Origin of the sequence: Hyalangium versicolor, from assembly GCF_020103695.1 — a bacterium.
Classification (GTDB): domain Bacteria; phylum Myxococcota; class Myxococcia; order Myxococcales; family Myxococcaceae; genus Hyalangium; species Hyalangium versicolor.
Map to the genome: position 1 here is coordinate 392,479 of NZ_JAHXBF010000011.1, position 18,958 is coordinate 411,436.

Annotated in this window: 11 protein-coding genes; 6 read left to right on the forward strand and 5 right to left on the reverse strand. The window is 67.3% G+C overall.

All coding sequences use genetic code 11. The features are described 5' to 3' along the window. Positions 1–39: 39 nt before the first annotated feature. Complete coding sequence (locus KY501_RS24295) at positions 40–582, reverse strand: hypothetical protein (protein WP_224365639.1); 543 nt, start codon at positions 580–582, stop codon at positions 40–42. Positions 583–923: 341 nt separating this feature from the next. On the opposite strand from KY501_RS24295, the gene KY501_RS24300 reads away from it, so the two are divergent. Next, positions 924–2,252: a hypothetical protein gene (locus KY501_RS24300; protein ID WP_224365640.1), complete on the forward strand. Its 1,329-nt coding sequence runs from the start codon at positions 924–926 to the stop codon at positions 2,250–2,252. Here the strand turns inward: KY501_RS24300 and KY501_RS24305 are convergent. Then, positions 2,245–2,553, reverse strand: a complete 309-nt coding sequence (locus KY501_RS24305; RefSeq protein ID WP_224365641.1) for a YciI family protein — start codon at positions 2,551–2,553, stop codon at positions 2,245–2,247. The two genes, KY501_RS24300 and KY501_RS24305, sit on opposite strands and share 8 nt — an antisense overlap. A 307-nt stretch (positions 2,554–2,860) precedes the next feature. Here KY501_RS24305 and KY501_RS24310 point away from each other — a divergent pair, with 307 nt between their 5' ends. Continuing rightward, entirely contained in the window at positions 2,861–4,363 is a 1,503-nt protein-coding gene (locus KY501_RS24310; protein WP_224365642.1) for a sensor histidine kinase, read from the forward strand. Between the two features lie 40 nt (positions 4,364–4,403). Here KY501_RS24310 and KY501_RS24315 read toward each other — a convergent pair whose 3' ends face one another. After that, complete coding sequence (locus tag KY501_RS24315) at positions 4,404–7,592, reverse strand: carboxypeptidase regulatory-like domain-containing protein (protein ID WP_224365643.1); 3,189 nt, start codon at positions 7,590–7,592, stop codon at positions 4,404–4,406. A 168-nt stretch (positions 7,593–7,760) separates the two neighbouring features. On the opposite strand from KY501_RS24315, the gene KY501_RS24320 reads away from it, so the two are divergent. Together KY501_RS24320 and KY501_RS24325 are read left to right on the forward strand one after the other, a co-directional pair. Further along, positions 7,761–9,158, forward strand: a complete 1,398-nt coding sequence (locus tag KY501_RS24320) for an SPFH domain-containing protein (RefSeq protein ID WP_224365644.1) — start codon at positions 7,761–7,763, stop codon at positions 9,156–9,158. A gap of 124 nt (positions 9,159–9,282) precedes the next feature. Next, entirely contained in the window at positions 9,283–14,550 is a 5,268-nt protein-coding gene (locus tag KY501_RS24325; RefSeq protein ID WP_224365645.1) for a trifunctional serine/threonine-protein kinase/ATP-binding protein/sensor histidine kinase, read from the forward strand. 166 nt (positions 14,551–14,716) lie between these two features. Here KY501_RS24325 and KY501_RS24330 read toward each other — a convergent pair whose 3' ends face one another. Beyond that, complete coding sequence (locus tag KY501_RS24330) at positions 14,717–15,214, reverse strand: GNAT family N-acetyltransferase (RefSeq protein ID WP_224365672.1); 498 nt, start codon at positions 15,212–15,214, stop codon at positions 14,717–14,719. 174 nt (positions 15,215–15,388) lie between these two features. Between KY501_RS24330 and KY501_RS24335 the strand changes: the two genes are divergently transcribed. Together KY501_RS24335 and KY501_RS24340 are read left to right on the forward strand one after the other, a co-directional pair. Continuing rightward, positions 15,389–16,684 carry a hypothetical protein gene (locus KY501_RS24335; protein ID WP_224365646.1) on the forward strand — a complete coding sequence of 432 codons (1,296 nt, stop codon included), beginning with the start codon at positions 15,389–15,391 and terminating at the stop codon, positions 16,682–16,684. Between the two features lie 10 nt (positions 16,685–16,694). After that, positions 16,695–18,194, forward strand: a complete 1,500-nt coding sequence (locus KY501_RS24340; protein ID WP_224365647.1) for a hypothetical protein — start codon at positions 16,695–16,697, stop codon at positions 18,192–18,194. A gap of 189 nt (positions 18,195–18,383) precedes the next feature. Here the strand turns inward: KY501_RS24340 and KY501_RS24345 are convergent, their stop codons facing one another. Continuing rightward, positions 18,384–18,869 carry an arsenate reductase ArsC gene (locus KY501_RS24345; protein ID WP_224365648.1) on the reverse strand — a complete coding sequence of 162 codons (486 nt, stop codon included), beginning with the start codon at positions 18,867–18,869 and terminating at the stop codon, positions 18,384–18,386. Positions 18,870–18,958 lie beyond the last annotated feature (89 nt).

Consider the following 18,958-nt stretch of genomic DNA (forward strand, 5'->3'; position numbering starts at 1 on the left):
AGTATGGCCCGGCGCGAGACCCCAGGTCCACCTGGAGGGCTACATCGAGCTATCGAGGGTGATCTCGAACGCGACCCTGATGCTGATGTTCCTGTGGAAGTCGATGCTGACGGTCTTCGCTTCAATGCAGGTGGTGTACTTGCCCCGCTTCGGCTTCGCGCTGTCCAGGCTCACCGGAGCCTTGATCACCGCCACGCCTGCCTCGTCGAGCAGCTGCGCGGTCCCCGTACTGGCTCCGCGGGGAAAGACGACGAACACCCGGTAGAAGCCCGTCGGCAAGCCAAAGCCCGAGAGGTAGGTGAGGCCCACGACGGTGCCGCGCGCGAGATCATCATCCGTGAGGTTGTCGAACCCAAGAATGCCAGTGTTGGCCACGAGGCCATCATCTCGCGAGGCGAAGACGATGCCGTCGGTGAGAATCTGGATGTTGTGCCGAGCAGCGCCCTCCAGCATGGCCTGCGTCAGCTCGGTGCGCAGATGCCCATTGGCCAGTTCGAGGCGGGTCGACGGGGCTGCATGGCCGATCTGCGGCACGGCGACGACTAGGGCAAACCCGATGATGAAGGACACGATGCGATTCATGAATGGCTCCTGGAGCGGGTGCTTCGAGAAAGTGACGAGGTGAAGTCCTCGAGGATGTTGCGGCGCCGGTTGGTGCAGTGTCCATGCCATGCGCCGGCTCTCTGAAGGGGGCGCATCCTCGCTGGGGCTCCCCGAGCCACTCCCCTTCGAGGTGCTTCCAGTGGGAACCACCTGCAACGGTGCGCTGCATCCAGTTGGATGCAGTGGGCTGCCGCGGCGGCGCTCGCGTTACAGAGGAGAGTCCGACTCGTTCTCACGGAAGAGCGCGCTGGTCTGGCTCTTGCTCAGCCCAAGCCCGCCGAACCCGTTGCACCCTTCCGACATTCAGGAGAACCCCAAAGATGAGATTCCATTTCAAGCCCTGGTCCTCACTCACCGCACTGAGCCTCGCGTTGTCCACCGCGTGCACGGGCACCGATGCGCCCGACACCGACTCCGCGTTGACCACCGCGCGCCAGGCCGTGAGCGATCTCACGGTCACCGTCGACGGGACGGCCAGCACCCACGACAAGCTGCTGGCACAGATCAACAGCCAGCCCGCATCCCTGGATGACGTGATCAAGGCGCTGGGCGGTAGCACGGCCGTGGGGAGCGAAGTCCTCTCGGACGTGAGCGGCAGCCTGGCCCCGGTGGACGGAGCGGCGAGCACGCTGTCCGCTCAGGCGCTGAGCTTCACGGGCCTGCGCAGGACCCTCGACTCCGCGACGGACACCGTGAACGTGTGCTCCACGTTCTCCGTGCGGCCGTCTCTCATCCAGGTGTGTGTCGTCCTGCCCCCCACGAAGAGCCAGAAGGATGAAGCCGCGGAGATGAGGGAGGCTCGCGCCAAGGCCGAACAGATGGCAGCGCTCATGGCCGATCTGTCCAAGCGCTACCCGGACCCGGAGAAGCTGGATCCGGATGCCTTCATGGACAAGGAAGCCGCGCAACTGGAGCAGATCGCGACGCTGTATTGTCAGGCCAGCGGTCTACCCGTTCCCTGCGATCCCTCGCAGCGCGGAGACGCGAAGGCGGGTTCCGCGAAGGTGCTGGCCGAGGCCAAGTGGTGGAGCTGGCTCAAGGACGCGTTCAGCCGGGTGGGTGTCATCCCTCACGCAACCAGCTGCCCCTCGGGCTTCGATCTCCTGCAGTTCTACCATGACGACGAGGACCGCAATAACGCCAACAGCCACTCGGGCTGGCTGGGAGGGATTTCGCAGGGCAGCAACACCCTGTTCCGTTTCTGCAAGGTGCCAAGCTACTTCTTCCACTCCCTCGTGCCGCAGGGCGCGCAGTACAACTACTCCGTCCTGCACCTCGGCCTCTTCTGCCCCGGCGGAACGGCGCGCGTCTCCTGGCGCCAGTTCGATGACGAGGACCGCAACAACCAGAACTCGTACTCCGGCTCCAATCCCTTCCCGAACGTCAACGTGCTCGGCAGGAACTGGCTGATGGCGTTCTGCGTCCTGGATGGTGGGCCGAACTCATTCCAGATGAGTGGCTTCAACAACCTGGGCTTCAACTACGGCGTCTTCGCCCCCACCAACATGCCCTCGCCCTACAACCTGCAGGCCGGAAGCCTGTACATGGATAACGAGGACACCGTGAACCTGAACTTCTGGATCAACGGTCCGGGCCCGGGGATGTCGGGTACCACCAACACTTCAATGGGTCTGGTCCGGGTCAAGTAGACGGAGCCGGTCTGACGATGGCCGAGGCCATGGGCAGGAGCTCGTAGCGCCCGATGGCCTGGGCCGGATCGCGCTCGAGCAGGCTGCGGAGCGCATCCAGGGACTCCGCCTCGAAGACGCCCATTCCGAAGACGCCTGCCGGGTCGATCACCGGGCCAGCGACGGCCAGCGTACCGGCCGCGAGCTGGCCCTGAAGAAACTCGATGTGCGCACGCATCGTGGCCTGCTCGTCGGCGGTCATGGTCATCATGAAGTCGGGACGAGACGGGATGAGGCGAACGAAGAAGTGGCTGGACGGCACGTGAAGGCTCCTGGGTTGGGAGGCGCAGGTTGCAACGCCGGCAGACTCCCGCGCAATCCCGGCCCACCCACCGCCTCACGCCCTGCCCCCGAAGCGAGCCCTCCCCCAGACAGCGCATGGGAAGACACTCCCGGCCAGAATGCTCCCCTGCTCGCTCCAGGAAGCAAGGCGAGAAGAGCCCTTCGGAGGTAGCGTCGCGGCCGGGGGGCATCCGAACATGTCGAACACTTCCAGCGAGCAGACAGCAGCATCCGCGCCGGGGGAGAGCGTTCCCCCACACCGGCGGCCCAAGGGATTTCTCCGGTGGATGGATGGATTCTTCTCGGAGAAGCTGCGCCAGAGAGGGCTCGAGGAACTCGGCCGTGCCCGGGTGCTGGCAGGCACGGCGATCGCCCTGATCGTCGTCTCTGGGCTGAGCACGATCTCGTGCGTTGTGGCGGGGATGACCTCGAGCTACATCGTCGGGGGCATCATCGCGGTGAGTGGCTACATGACAGCGCTGTGCAGCTTGCGCGTGGTGTCGTCGATCCGCATCCCGGCACTGCTCCTCAGCATGTTCATGGCCATCGCCTTCATCCTGACCGCGTTCTCCGCGAATGATCCCAACCTCTCCGCGCATGCGTCGCTGATGTTGATCACGATCCTGACGGTGTACCTGCTGGGTCCGCGTCTGGGGCTCGCCACGCTCGTTCCGCTGGCCTTGCTCGCCGGCATCGGACACCCGCTCTGGTTCCAATTCATCAACCCGAAGCCCCCAGCGATCACCCCCGCCTATGCATGGGTGATGCATCTGCTCTCCACCACATGCGTATTCGCGGGGTGGGCGGTCGGAGCGCTGTACAGCACCGGCCACGCCGCCACTCATGCCGCGCTCGAGCGGGACATCAAGGCCCGCAAGGAGGCCGAGGCCAAGCTCAGCGAGTTGCACCGCACCCTGCTGGATGTGTCGCGCCAGGCGGGGATGACGGAGATCGCCACGGGCGTGCTGCACAACGTAGGCAATGCACTCAACAGCGTGAACATCTCGATTGGCATCGTGACAGACCGGCTGCGCGGCTCGCGCATCACCAAGCTGGCCCAGGCCAGCGCGCTACTGGGCCAGCACACCACGGATCTGCCGGCATTCCTCACCACAGACCCTCGCGGCACGGTGCTCCCGGCCTACCTGGGCAAGCTCTCGGCGCAACTGGAGGCCGAGCGCGAGTCGCTCCTGGCGGAGATGAAGGCCCTGAGCGACAGCGTGGAGCACATCAAGTCCGTGGTCAGCATGCAGCAGCGGCACGCGCGGTACGGTGGCGTGGTGGAGCAGGTGACGGTGCCTCAGCTCATCGACGATGCCCTGCGCCTCAGCGCCGGAGCCTTCGAGCGGCTGGGAATCGACGTGCGGCGCGAGTATGCCGACGTGCCCCCCATCGAGGTGGATCGCCACAAGCTGCTGCAGATCCTCCTCAACCTGCTGAGCAATGCACGGCATGCGCTCGTGGACAGCGGGAAGCAGGGCAAGAGCCTGACCATCCGTGTGGCACTCTTCGAGGGAGGACAGCAGCTGCGCATCGAGGTGGAGGACAACGGGGTGGGGATCGCGCCGGAGAACCTGACGCGGGTGTTCTCCCAGGGCTTCACCACGAAAGAGAGCGGCCACGGCTTCGGGCTGCACATCAGCGCCCTGGCCGCCCAGGAGCTTCACGGCCGGCTCTTCGCGGCGAGTGCCGGGCCCGGGCACGGTGCCACCTTCACGATCGAGATTCCCTTCCAGGCAGCGCACGCCCCCGGGCCGACGGCCCCCCCCGCTGAACCTGCCCCGGATTGAAGCTCAGACGGGGCCGCCAGCATTCCCGCGGCGGTGGAGCCTATTCCTCCGGGACCGGCTGCCAGCGCGGTTGCACCACCCGCTCCACGACGCCCTGCTCCGGAAGTTCCAGGTCCTCCCGGTGGTACCGGGAAGACGCAGCGGATGAGAGCAGGAGCACCGCGGCCCGCCCCGGCGGGAGAGACTGAAACCTCACCACGCCGTTCTCCACCTTGGCCACCACTCCCCTCATCTCCCAGCGCCTCCATGTCCTCTCGGAGGCCGAGGGCGGCTCCACCCCCGCGAACAGCATGGCGCGGGAAGCCCCTTCCGCATGCAACACCAGCGTCGCGCCCTGCTGACGCGCCACGAAGCTCAACCCCACCCGTCCGCTCGCGGGGATCTGCACGCGCTGGGCCAGGAAGGCGTCCGAGGAGCGCGGCTTCGGCGGAATGACGTACGCCAGGTAGAGCCCCGGCTCCACTCCCGTGCGGAGCTGCACGGCCTGCTTCACCTCGATCGACTGTCGCCCGGGGCCATCCTCCTGTTCGAGCTCGACGACGGCGCTGACGGGCTTTCCCTCCCGGTCTCGAATCGTGGTCTCGATCCGTGCCCCCGGATCGAGCCGCAGCGTCACCGGCTCGTCGCCGGAGCCCAGGGGCACCCGGCCCGAGCGGTAGTCATCGTGGATCGCCTCGAGCATGAGCGCCCGCTCGTCCACCCGAGACAGCTCGAAGGAGCCATCCGCGCGCGTCTGGACAGAGTTGTACGCCCCCATGTCGACGACGTGGACCTGAGCCCCGGCGATGGGCACTCCCGTCTCCGCGTCCAGGACACGGCCCTTCACCTGCCGGCCCGGCCCCATCCGCACATCGCCCAGCTCCACGTCGACTCCTTCATGGACCTCCACGGATCGCAGGATGGGGGACAGATCCGGAGCGTCAAACTCGAGATGCTCGACCCCCGAGCTCATGAACGGCCTCTCGAAGGTGCCGTCCGGCCCACCCACGGGCAACCTGTCCACAGTGAAGTAGCGCAGGGGCGCCCCATCCGGCCCGATGACCCGCCCCCGGATGCGCCCCTTGCGCTCCAGCACGACGCGCACGTCGGTCGTCCCCTTTTCCACGAACAGGATGCCGCCCAGCAGCAGTTCATCCTTGCGCGCCTGCGCGGGCGGATAGAAGTAGCCCGTCTTCTCGACCGTCAGCTCGTAGGTGTCCGCGACGAGGTGTCTCAACGTGAAGCGCCCATCCGGCCCCGTGCGCGGACCGGAGTCTCGCCCCGTCTGGCACGAGAGGATGTGGCGCCGCCAGGAGGGGAAGGACTTGTGGGACTGCATCACGCGGACCGCTGCGCCCTCGACCGGCGCGCCCTGGCCGTCCACCACGATGCCAGAGAGCGTATGCCCCTCATCGAAGCGCAGCGCTACCTCGAGCTGTCCGGAGCCGTGCAGCTCGACGGGCTTCCCCACCGAGCGCTCCGTGCCGTCAATGTCGCGCTTCGCCTCGACCACGAAGCGCCCCTCGGGCAGTCCCTTGAGGATGAAGCGCCCTCGCGAGTCGGTGGAGCTGCTCCGAATGGAGTCCTCTTCCTCCGACTTCGTCGCCGCGTTCCAGAGCGTGACGAAGACCCGCGGCTGCGGCACCCCTTGCTCGTCGGTGACCGTGCCCACCACCGTGGCCCCTCTCCGGACCACGACCCGAAGCTCCTGCGAGGGCGCCTGAATGGACAGGCGCTGTGGCGCAAAGCGCTCGTCATCGATGACGAGGCTCCAGGTGCCCACCCGGGACACATCCATGGAGAACCGTCCATCAGCCCCCGTCTCGGTGTGGTCTCCGTATTCGAAGTCCGCTCCCGAGCCCGAGCCGCTCAACTGGAGAGAGAGGTCCCCCACGGGCTTCCCCTCTTCATCGACCACCATGCCCGACACAGTGGCGGCTCGCTGGAGCACCCATTCCACCGGCTCCATGCCCAGTTCGAGCACGTATTCCTCATCCCGCACGTCGACATATCCCGAGCGCTCGATGTCGAGAGCGTAGGTGCCCGGCTCCATGGGTCCCAGACGGTAGTGCCCATCCTGCGTCGTGACGGCCTGCCAGGCCTGGGAGGACCTTCCCCACAGGTTCACGGCCACGGACGCGCCCTCCACGGGTTGGCCAGCCTCATCCCGCACCGTGCCCTCCACGAGGAGCGCCTGGCCCAGGTTCAGCACCACCTCCGGCGGGGCCATCTGCGGCTCCAATTCGACATGGCCGACGGCGTACAACCCCTTCTGCTCCGCGACGAAGTCGTACACGCAGGGCCCTACACCTTCGAGAGCGAAGCGCCCCTCCCCGTCCGCGCTCACCTTCCGCTCCGTGAGCGACCGGCATCCCTCCGCGGTCACCACCACCTCCACCCCCGGCACGGGAGCTCCCTCTCGCAGCACGCGGCCCGCCAGACGGCTGGGACGATAGAGGAACACCTCGTGCTCCCCCTCCAGGTCCGCATGGGTCCTGAACTCCGGCAGCCAGCCCTCGAGTTCAGCGGTGAGGCCGTAATCCCCCTTGGGCAACGGCCCCACGCTGAAGCGCCCATCCGTGCCGCTGAGCGTGTCGAAGAAACGGGTGTGCCGCTCGTGCAGGATCGTCAGCGCAACCCCCGCCAGGGGCTGGCCATCCGAATCCATGACGGTGCCTCCCACCATGAGCCCCGCGTCCAGCACCAGCTCCACGTCCTGAGCTCCCGCCTTCACGCCGGAGCGCAGCCCCGCGCTCTGCTCGCCGAGCGCCCAGAGCGTGAAGTCTCCTTCCGGCAGCCCCTCAAGAACGAAGCCGCCGTCCGCGGCCGTGACCGTCTCCGCGTACACGGGCGCCTCACCCTCGCGCGCGAGGACGAGCTCCAGGACCCGGGCGCTGGACTCCTCCAGGCAGTCCGGAAGCTTCTCCTCCTGTCCATCCGCACTGCCTTGTGAGTCCAACGAGCATGGGAGCTCCGAGAGCGTCTCCCCAGGCACGGGCCAGGTCGCGGAGACTCGGACTCCCGCCACCGGGCCGTGCTCGTCTCGCGCGATGCCACGGATGCGCAGGCTGCCTCCCGGAGGTGGTGTTGGCTCGGCACGAACCCTCTGCGCCTTCATCCCCGAGATGTGGGTCGAGCGTGGCGCCACCCCGGAGGCCTTGCGGTGTGCCTCTCCCTGCAGGCTCAGTCCAGCCACGGTGATGGCGACCCCGGCCACGACTGCTGCTATCCCCAGCACCCACCTGCGCATGGAACCTCCTGCGAGGAGTTTCGCAAGCCCGCTCCATCGTGGGAAGCCGGGAGAGTGGATCCCCTCGGAGCGGCCGTTCTGCTTAGATGGCTTCTTCGAACCCCCGGGCGCGGCGGCCGACGGTCGGCTCAGCCCCGGGAACTCTGGGGGGCAAAGACGGTGAGTTCCATGCGCAACGAGTACCTGGATCAAGTCCAGGAGCAGCAGCAACGCCTCGAGGTGGACCTCAAGGCGCGGAAGATGGCGGCCCCCATGGTCAACGTGGCCCAGCAGGCCGCGCCTCGGCGCCGAGGCGGCATCGCGCCTCCACCTCCCGAGATGCCCGGCGGCAATGCCGTGGACGTGCGCATCACCGGCTTCTGGCGGTGGCGCACCGTCGTCGTGCCTCCCAACGCCTATGTCGTCCACACGCGCCGCGGCCACGACAAGCCGCTGCACATCGGCCTGGGCGTCTCCTTCCGCTTCAACCCGGCGACGGACTCGTTCCTCGTCGTCCCCGGGGCCATGCAGACCATCCTCATCAACGCCCACTGCATCTGCCGGGAGCTCCAGGGGCTGCTCGTCCAGGGCTACGTGCAGTGGATCGTCGAGGACTTCGCCACCGCCTATAAGAAGCTGGACTTCACCGATGCCGAGGAGCCGATGCGCGTGGTGAACGTGCAATTGCGCGAGCAGGCCGAGGCCGCCATCAAGGACAAGGTGGCCACCATGAGCATCGACGCGGTGCTCTCGGACAAGCAGCCCATCATCGAGGAGCTCACCGCTCGCCTGCGCCAGGTGGCCGAGGGCAGCGGAGACAGCAACAAGGGCCTGGGACTGCGCATCGTCACCGTGCAGATCAAGGAAGCCGTCGTCAGCTCGGCGCAGCTCTGGGAGAACCTCCAGAAGCCCTTCCGAGCCGAGCGCGAGCGCGTGGCCCGCCTGGCCTCGCTGGGCACCGAGGAAGCCATCTCCCAGCGCGAGCTGCAGGTGGAGCAGGAACGCAACCGCTCCCGCCTGGAGGCGGACAGCGAGCTGGCCACCCTCCGCTCCCTGAAGGAGGCCGAGTCCTTTGATCGCGAGCAGGCCGAGCGGCTGCGGCGCCAGCATCGCGAGGAGGAAGATGCTCGCAAGCTGGCCGTGGAGCGCCAGCAGTCCACGCTCCAGTACACCGAGCTGGAGAAGGCACGGCTCGAGGTGGAGGCGGAGCTGGCGCGCCGCAAGCACGAGCTGGAGGCCGATCAACGACAGCGAGCCGCCCTCTCGGCCATTGCCGTGCTGGACGCCGAGCGCGCCGCCGCCAACCGTCAGGCCGGCGCGGAGTTGGAGCTGCTCGAGTCCCGGCAGCGCGTCCTCAACGAGCTCAGCCCCGCCAATGTGCAGGCACGGCTCGTGGAGTTGTTGCCCTCCATCGCCGAGAAGCTGCCCCAGCCCCAGGAGTTGCGCTCCATCTCCATCGGCACGGGCGCTGGCACGCAGGAGGGCCAGGCCGTCACCACGCTGGTCGCCCAGATGCTGGCGCTGGTGAAAGCCCTGCGCCCCGAGCCAGAGGTGCCCAAGAAGCAGGGCGAGTCCCCCACTCAGTAGACTGACGGGCCACGGCACCTTCACACGTCAGGAGGACGGCTCAGGTGTCAACAACACCGAGCCACGGCCCTGCCCCACCGATTCCAGCTCCCTCAGGCTAAAGTATCGCGTGCGGGAGCTCATCATGCTGGACATCTCAGGCTACACCCTCGTAGGTCCGATTCGGATCACAGGCTCCAATCAGTTGTTTCATGCGGTGCGCAATAGAGACGGCGCGCCGGTCACCCTCAAGAGCCCCAACACTTCCGCCATCGGCTCACACGAGCGCGAGCGCTATCGCCGCGAGTTCAGCATCCTCCAGCGTCTTCAGGACGTGCAGGGAGTCACCCGCCCGCTCAGCTGCGAGATGGCTCAGGATCGCCCCGTCCTCATCCTCGAGCACGTCGAGGGCAAATCCCTGTCGGAATCGACGGGTGCGCCTTTCGACATCAACGCCTTCCTGGAGCTGGCCCTCTCCCTGGCCGCGACGTTGGCGGAAATCCACCTGCGCGGTGTCATCCACAAGGACATCAAGCCCTCCAATATCGTCGTCACCGCTTCAGGCCGGCCCCACCTCATCGACTTCGGCGCTGCCACCCTCCAGCGCGTCGAACATGTGGAGGCCGCCCCATCCACCCAGGTCGAAGGAACCCTGGCGTACATGTCCCCGGAGCAGACCGGGCGGATGAACCGCTCGGTGGACTACCGCACGGATCTGTACTCGCTGGGCGTCACCTTCTACGAGGTGTTGACGGGAGTGCGGCCCTTCTCCGGGCGGGATGCGCTCGAATGGTTCCACGCCCACATGGCCGTAGTGCCCAGGCCTCCGCACGAGTTGATCCCAGCCCTGCCCCAGATGCTCTCGGCCATCGTGCTCAAGCTGATGGCCAAGGTCGCGGAGGAGCGCTACCAGAGCGCCTCCGGCCTCAAGGCCGACCTCCAACGGTGCCTGGACCGCCTGCGCTCCGGGCCGCTCGAGCCCTTCCCTCTTGGGACGCAGGACATCTCCAGCCGCTTCCAGCTCCCGCAGCGGCTCTATGGGCGCGCCCCTCAGGTGGCCACCCTGCTCCAGGCCTTCGAGCGCACCGCCAGCAGCAAGCCGCCCGAGCTCATCCTCGTCAGCGGCTACTCCGGCATCGGCAAATCGTCCGTCGTCCATGAACTGCACAAACCGGTGGTGCGGCGGCGCGGCTTCTTCCTCAGCGGGAAGTTCGATCAGTTCCAGCGAGATATTCCCTACGCCACCCTCTCACAGGCCATCCGCGAGCTGGTGCGGCACCTGCTGGCGGGCACGGATGAGGAGCTGGCCCGGTGGCGCACGCTCCTGGGGGAGGCCTGGAAGGACGAAGGCCAGGTCCTCGTGGACGTCATCCCCCAGTTGGAGCTGGTCGCCGGCAAGCAGCCCGCGGTCATGGCACTGCCTCCCGCGGAGGCGCTCAACCGCTTCACCCGCGTGTTCCAGAAGTTCCTCGGCGTCTTCGCCAACGCCCAGCACCCGCTCGTCGTATTCCTGGATGACCTGCAGTGGGCCGACCTGGCCAGCCTCCAGCTCCTCCAGCAACTGCTCACCCTGGACCACGCGCCGCCCGTCCTGTGGATCGGCGCCTACCGCGACAACGAGGTCGGGCCCTCGCACCCTGTCGCCACCATGCTGGCCGCGGTGCGAAGGGCCCACGCCCTGATCACCGACATCCACCTGGAGCCGCTGAGCCTCGATCAGACCCAACAGTTCGTCACCGATGCGCTCCCAGGCGCGGCGCCGGACGTCGTCTCCCCGCTCGCGGGCCAGGTCCACGAGAAGACGGGGGGCAACCCCTTCTTCCTCATCCAGCTCATGCTCACGCTCCACCAGGACGGCTTGCTGGCACGCACCCCCGAGGGTGGCTGGCGCTGGAACCCGGAGGGCGTGCGCGCCAAGGGCTACTCGGACAACGTGGTCGACTTCCTGGTGGGCACCCTGCACCAGTTCCCCGCCCAGACCCGCCATCTGCTGCGCCTGGCCGCGTGCGTGGGCAACAGCTTCCCTCTCTCCATGCTGGCCATCATCTCCAGCCTCGACGAGGGCGAGGTGGAGCAGGGTCTGGAGCCCGCGCTCCTGGGAGGACTGCTGGCACGTACGGGCTCCGGGCAGTATCGCTTCCTGCACGACCGCATCCAGCAGGCCTCGCATGCCCTCATCCCCGAGGCGGAGCGCAAGGCCACCCACCTGCGTATCGGCCGGCTGCTGATCTCGAGCCTCTCTCCCGTCGAAGCACGTGAGCGACTCTTCGACATCGTGGGCCACCTCAACGCGGGAGCGAGCCTGCTCACCGAGCCTCGCGAGTGTCTGGATGTCGCGGGCCTGAACGCCAACGCCGGAGCCAGGGCCCGAGCCTCCAGCGCGCATGGCTCGGCCGTTTCCTACCTCTCCACCGCCTTCGCGCTCATCCCAGGGGATCCCTGGGAGACGGATCCGGAGCTGGCCTTCAAGGTACGGCTCGACCAGGCCAGCAGCGAGCTGATGCTCGGCCATACCTCCGAGGCGCGCAGTCTGACGGAGGACCTCCTCTCCCACGCCCGAAGCCCGGCGGAGATCGGGGCTGCCTATAGCCTGAAGAACGAGATCCTCCTCATTGGGGGCGAGATCGAAGCCGCCAGCGCCTGTCTCCTGGAGTGCCTGGCCCTGCTGGGAATGCCGATGAAGGCCCGCCCCTCATGGGAAGAGGTCGTCGCCGCCCATGACGAAGTCTGGGCCCTGCTGGGCGAGCGCTCCATCGAGAGCCTCATCGATCTGCCGCTGATGACGAATGCGAACACGCAGGTGATCATGAGGGTGCTGGCGCTGCTCTTCTCGCCGGCCTTCTTCACCGACAACAACCTGCTCATCCTCCATCTCTGCCGGATGATCTCCCTGACCATCCGTTTCGGGAGCACGGACGCCGCGGCCCATGGCTACGGCTGGTTCGGGATCGTCACCAGCAGCTTCTTCAAGCGGTACAAGGAGGGCTACGCCTTCGGCGTGCTCGCTCGAGACCTCGTCGAGCGCTACAACCTGGCCGCCTACCGCGGCAGGGCGCTCTTCTGCCTGGGGCTCCTCAGCTTCTTCACCCGGCCTCTCGCCGAAGCCCAGGAGCTGATCCTCAGCTCCTACCACCACTCGCTGCTGGCCAGCGATTACCCGACGGCTTGCTACTGCTGCGTCCACAGCGCCAACAACCGACTCGCGATGGGGCACCACCTGGATGAAGTCTACGAGGAGTCCGTGGACCGGCGCGCGTTCATGAGCAAGGGCGGCTTCGTCGGGGTGCAGGAGATCCTCCACTACCTCCAGCGCTACGTGCAGCAACTGCGAGGCCTCACGCCCTCCTTCACCTCGATGAATGGGGGCGACTTCACCGAGGAGAGCTTCGAGGCCGGGCTGACTCCGGCGCACATGCACCTCATGCAGGGGTGGTATTGGATCACCAAGATGCAGTCGCGTTTCATGTGCGGCGACTTTGAGGAGGCGCGCCGCGCGAGCGAGAAGGCGGGCGGTTTCCTGTGGTGCTTCACCAGCCTCCTGACGCTCCTGGACTACCACTTCTACCGAGCCCTGATCCTGGCCGCCTGCCACGAGGGAGCAACCGAGCCGGTGCAACAGCAGTACCTGGCGGATATCGAGCGGCACCGCCGCCAGCTCGAGGAGTGGGCGGCCCAATGCCCGGAGACCTTCACCACGCCCGAGCTCATCGTCCGAGCGGAGCAGGCTCGCCTCCTCGGCCGAGTGGAGGAGGCCCTGGGCTCCTACGAGGAGGCCATCCGTGCGGCTCGCGAGCATGGCTTCCTCCAGAACGTGGGACTCGCCAGCGAGCTCGCGGCGAACTTCTACCGCAAGCGCCGCGCGCCCATCATCGCGGATGCCTATGCCCGCGAGGCCCGCGCCGCGTACCTGGCCTGGGGAGCCCGGGGCAAGGTCCATCACCTGGACACCCTGTGGCCGCACCTGGCACCCGCGGCCTCGACCACGAGCGGCACCACCACCTCCACGGACTCGATGCGGCTCGACGCACTCTCGGTGGTCAAGGCCCAGCAGGCCATCTCCAGCGAGATCGTCCTGGAGAGCCTGGTGTCCACCTTGATACGGGTCGCCATCGAGAACGCTGGGGCCCAACGAGGCGCCCTGCTCCTTCCTCGCGGGGACAGGCTCGCGGTGGTGGCCGGCGCGAGCGCCGAGACGGACTCGAAGCTGCCCTGGACGCTGATCGCCTACGTCAAGCGCACGCGAGAGCACGTGCTCATTGGTGACGCCTCCAAGCCCCACCCGTTCTCGGACGATCCCTACCTGAAGCACGGTGAGGTCCGCTCCATGCTCTGCCTGCCCCTGCTGCGCCAGGAGTCCTTCTCGGGGGTGATGTACCTGGAGAACAGCCTCGTCACCGGGGCCTTCACGCCCGCTCGCCTCTCCGTGCTCGAACATCTCGCCTCCCAGGCCGCCATCTCCATCGAGAATGCCGAGCTGTACGCCGAGGTCCGCCGCGCCGAGGAGGCCTTGCGCCGAGCCAACGATGAACTCGAGCGGCGCGTGGAAGAGCGCACTCACGAGCTCAAGCAGGCCCAGGTCCAGTTGGTGGATACGGCCCGGGCGGCGGGCATGGCCGAGATCGCCTCGAACGTACTGCACAGCGTCGGCAACACGCTCACCAGCGCCATCATCAACCTCGAGCAGATGCGCGAGAGGATTGAGTCCTCCCGAGTGAGCAAGGTGAGCCAGATCTCCGCCATGCTCGAGCAGCACCGCGCTGGCCTGACGGAGTTCCTCACCCAGGACCCGAAGGGCAACCTCCTGCCCGACTACGTCTCCGCCCTGAGCAGGGAGCTCTTACGCGAGCAGGCGAAGCTCCAGGAGGAGCTGGGCGCGATGAGCTGGCACATCGAGCACATCCGCTCCATCGTCGAGGTGCAGCAGACCTACGCGAAGACCTCGCTGCTGCTCGACGAGTGCGATCTGTCCCAACTCCTCGATGACGCGCTGCGACTCCAGAATGCCGCGCTCCAGCGCCACGGCATCATCGTCACGCGAGACATCGGCTCCGTGCCCCAGGTGCGGGTCGACAAGCACCGGGTGCTGCAGATCCTCGTCAACCTCATCAGCAATGCCTGGCAAGCCATGGACGAGATCCCCGAGGGTCAGCGGTGCCTCCACCTGCGGCTCGCCGCGGACGGGAACATGGCGCGTCTCCAGGTCATCGACACCGGCGTCGGGATCAGCCCGGAGGTGCGCGAGAAGCTCTTCACGCACGGCTTCACCACTCGCAGGAATGGCCACGGCTTTGGCCTGCACTCCAGCGCTCTGGCGGCGCAGATTCTCGGCGGGCGGATCAACCTTGAGAGCGGCGGGCCAGGCAAGGGTGCCACGGTCACGCTCGAGCTGCCTTTGTCCGAGCGGCCCTCGTAGAACGTAGACGGGCCGTCTCGAAGCGCCCACTGACGGATGCGCTTCACCAGAGGAGCCGATTGCTGCTGACGCACCGCGAGTCTGTGCGCAAGCGCTGCCTGGCGCGCCTCACCGGAGAGGGCGTACCAGCCCGGCAGGTCGGCCTCAATGGCTTACACCTGGGCAATCAATTGGAGCACCTCCTCACAGGCCGGAGCGACCTCTTGGGCTTCGAAGTCGGACCCAGCGCCATGAGTACCTCGGCAACTCCATCCGCGTGCTGCGGGTTCTCCTGGGCCACCGTGCGAAAGCCACACTTCTCGAGGACGCGGATCGACCCGACGTTGTGGACAGCCACCCACGCATGGAGCGGACGAATCGGCTCGTGCACGAGGAACTCCGAGAGCGCCCGTGTCGCGATGCCTTTGCCCCAGTGCTCGCGACCCATCCAATAGGCGACGAGGCGCTTGCCGTCCTGTTCCCAACTGCCGATGTACCCAGCGACCAAGCCGCCAACGACGATGGTGCGGGTCACGTGCTCGGGGCGGAGAACCTTCGTGCGCCAGTGGGTCAGGAAGGCATCGCGTTCCCGCGACGAGAATGCGGCCATGCGCAGCGCGACTGCGTCCCGTTGGTGCTCGAAGAAGATCGGGAGGTCTTCATCTGTAACGTTGCGCAGGATCACCAAGAGAGCCCGGTCTCCGCGAGCCGAGTGACGAGTCGAATCTAGGCCGCGTTTCACGCCGAGGTCTATAGCTACCCCATCAACGCGCGCCTCATGAGGGTGCCGCGCTCACCGATCCTCGTAACCTACGGCTAGTGTATGCATGCCGCGCTCCTCCTGATTCGAGGTCGAAGCATGCGTCACCTACTTCTGGGATCGGTCCTCACAGCCTCGCTGCTCACCCTGGGATGCGACTCCTCCAAGCCGGCCTCCCAGTCCTGCCCCGACTGGTGGCGCGACGGCACCTGGGCGGAGGACACCGTCTCCACCGATTCCACCCAGCCCTGCCGCCCGGCCGAGCAGGCCTGCAAGGCGGAGCCGAAGACGCAGGGCTGGACGCTGCTCGCGGAGGGGCTCATCGCGACCGAGGGCCACAGCGCGCGCTCGCCCGCCCTGCGCCTGGACACGTGCGGGCAGCCTGTCGTCGCATGGGCCGAGGCGTTCAAGGCCTACGAGTGGGCGGACTTCGACCGCGCGGCGGTGCAGGTGCGGCGCTGGACGGACGGCTCTTGGGAGCCTGTCGGTCCCCAGCCGCTCTACACCTTCAACCAGGCAGCCGTAGCGGTCTCACTGGCGCTGGATCCCACCGGCCGGCCCGTTCTGGCCATGGCGGATGGGACCGGCGTGCCCCGGGTCCTCGCCTACAACGCACCGGGCAGCTACTCAGCCGTGCGGCTCGAGCAGGGGCTCATGCCCGACAACGGCACGCCCGTCTTCGAGGCCAAGGCGCTGCACCTCGAGGTGCCCCCCAACGGGGAGCCGCGGGTCGCCGTTCACAACTACTACTACCGGCCGCGTCTGGCGCAGCCTCCCATCGTCTCGAACTCCTACGGCGTGTTCGAGCACCGTCCGTATGGGTGGGTTTCGGGACCGGAACTCACGCCCGCTGATTCGCGAACCCTGCGAGTGGATGCCACGGGTCGCTCCTGGCTCGTGCAGGACCAGCAGCTCATGCGCCTGGAGTCGGGTGCCTGGACTCCCGTGGGTCCGGTGCTCCCGGCGGGCCAGCTCGCCGATCTCCAGCTGACCGCCGAGGGCCGTGCCGTCTTGTTGCTGTTCGTCGCAGCGCCGTCGGGCGGCGGACGCTTCGAGCTGGTGGCGCTGGCGGACTCCGGCACGTGGGAGGCCCGCACGGGCCCGATCATCGGACTGACGCGCTCGACCCTGGCCCAGGCGCAGTTGCGGCTCGAGCCCGGCACGGAGCTGCCCATCGTCGCATGGGGGGAATACACTGTCTCGGGCTCGCAGGACTACGGCATCCGGCTGCTGCGCTGGAGCGGCACCGAGTGGTTGTCCCTGGGCGATGACTCCCAGGTGTACTCGGCCGCCGGCCGAGTGCTGAATGTGAGTCTCGAACTGGATGCGAAGGGCCAGCCCACCGTGGCCTGGAACGCGAATGCGGGCCTCTGGGTCGCACGCTACCGGCAGTGAGGACACACGCATGAAGATCCTCGACCTGGGTGAGACTGTCGGTGGCGGAAGGTGGCGAGTCCTGGGGGCCCTGCTCGCCGCGCTCGCACTCGGCGCGTGCAAGGACGACGCGGACACAGCGGAGCAGGAGTTCATGGGGGCCTCGGCGGAGGAGCTCGCGCTGCCGGAGCCCCTCACCTCGTCCTCGCCTTCCGACGGCGAGGTGCGGTCCCGGCCGAAAGGGGCTCGGGGCACGCCTGTCGCTTACCTGCGCGTCGAGACGGATGCACCCCGACGGCTGCGCTTCCGTTGTGACTCGGTGACCCTGGTGGGCTGCTCGCTCGGGCTCTTCGACGCCGAGGGCACGCGCCTGTCCTCCGCGCGCACGGAGGCGTACGTGAAGCGGGTCGACTTCTACGTTCGCCTGCCGGGCCCTGGCACGTACTACCTCGGGGTGTCGAGCTCCGAGGAAGGCGGAGTCGGCACCTTCCGCTATCAGCTCACGAACCTCGGCATCGATACCGCGGGGGATGCAGAGGAAGAGGCCGCGCCCATCGAGCCGGGCCAGGCGCTCGAGGACGGACTGCAAGGAGCTGGAGACGTGGATGCTTACGCATTCGCCGTGCACGCGGGGTTCACGTACCGCGTGAGCTGCTCGTCGCTGGAGCAGGGCCGCGCTTGGTCCTTGCGCTTCTTCGTGCCCGGCATGAGCGAGCCGGAGGTCCATGCCGGCAACTACCTCGTTGAGGTCTCCTCCTCCGCCTTTCGTGTCCAGCAGGAGGGGATGGGCATCGCCAGCATCGAGACCCCCCTCGGCACCGCGCCTTCGGACACGCCGCTCGCCTATTCCTGCACCGTCGAGGAGATCGCCGATGACGCCCCTGACGAACTCGTGGGACCGGCTCGGCCCCTGGCGGTGGACACGCAGGTGACGGGAGAGTTCGAGTGGACCGGAGATGTGGACGTCTTCGCCGTCACCTTGCCCGCGCGCCACCACCTGCGCGTGGACTTCGGCTGTAGCTCGCAGGTCAGCTACTGCCCCGTCAAGGTCTACGATCCCACGGGTGTCGGCGTGCAGAGCGAGGTCGGGCCCGCCACCTCGGTGCTGTGGACCTCGGCGGTGGCAGGGGAGTACCGGGTGCGGGTGAGCTACGCGAAAGGCCCGTACACGCTGCGGCTGTCCGACCTGGGGCTCGACGACGTGGGAGACACCATTCCCGAAGCGACGGTGGTGCCGTCCGGGACGCCGGTGACAGGCACTCTTCCGGTGAACTGGGACATGGATGTGTTCGCCATCCATGCACCCGCCGGGCGGATCGTAGATCTGACCTGCATCGCGCCCGAGGCCACGCCGTCCGACGTCCTCTTGCGCGTGACCGATGCTGCCTGGCGGGACTTCGCGTATCTCTGGCTGTCTCCCACTGCCGGACAGCTCAGCGTGACAGTTCCCGCCGGCGAGTGGTTCTGGGTCGTCGCCATGGGAGCACAGACGCCATCGACCTACCGCTGCGATTGGAGCGTCCGTCCCTAGCTCGCCCGGCCCGGGTTGGGATGCGGCGAGTAGGCACTCCTGACTGTGTCAGCAGTTTCGAGCGGGGCACTGCTCCTGGACTCGGCTCCAGCCCGGGACGGCCTGCAAAGCAGCCCACGAGCTGGAGGTCTGGAGAGCGCTCGGCGGCGATTCCTTTGCTCTCGGCCACCCGGCCTTGAGGCTTGGCGGTCAAGAGGCGGCGGCCTGGAGTTCAGGCTGCGGTCGCAGGAGGAGCAGCTTATGGGTAGGCAGCGCGCACAGCAGATCCAAGCGGAAGGCCAGCTCGCGTCCTACCTTCCAGAAGAAGCGCTCGTGTTCGGCCTCGTCTCCCTCGAAGTCCACCGGGTTCGGCTCGTCCCAATGAGCCACGACGGGCTGGCCTGGCCACAACGGCAAGGCCTCGCGCGCCTTGTCGCAGATGGTGATGATCAGATCGAGGGGCAAGTCCCGGAACTCCTCCCAGGACTTGCTGCGTGCTCCCGCGGGATCGAGATGGAAGCGCTCTCGCAGCACCTTGAGGGTCAGAGGATGCACCTTCTCTCGAGGCAGCATGCCAGCGCTGTATGGCTCGAAATGGCTATGTCCCACGCTGCGCAAGATGTACTCAGCGAGAATGGTTCGAGCGGCATTGCCCGTGCTCAGGAAGAGGATTCGCAGCGGTTGGTGAGGTGTCATGCCCAACAGTGTGATGCTCCCTGTCTTCTCGCCAGGTACGGGTGGATGCTCCAAGGCCTGCTCGCCGCCTGGTTGGCCGCACGTCTTCT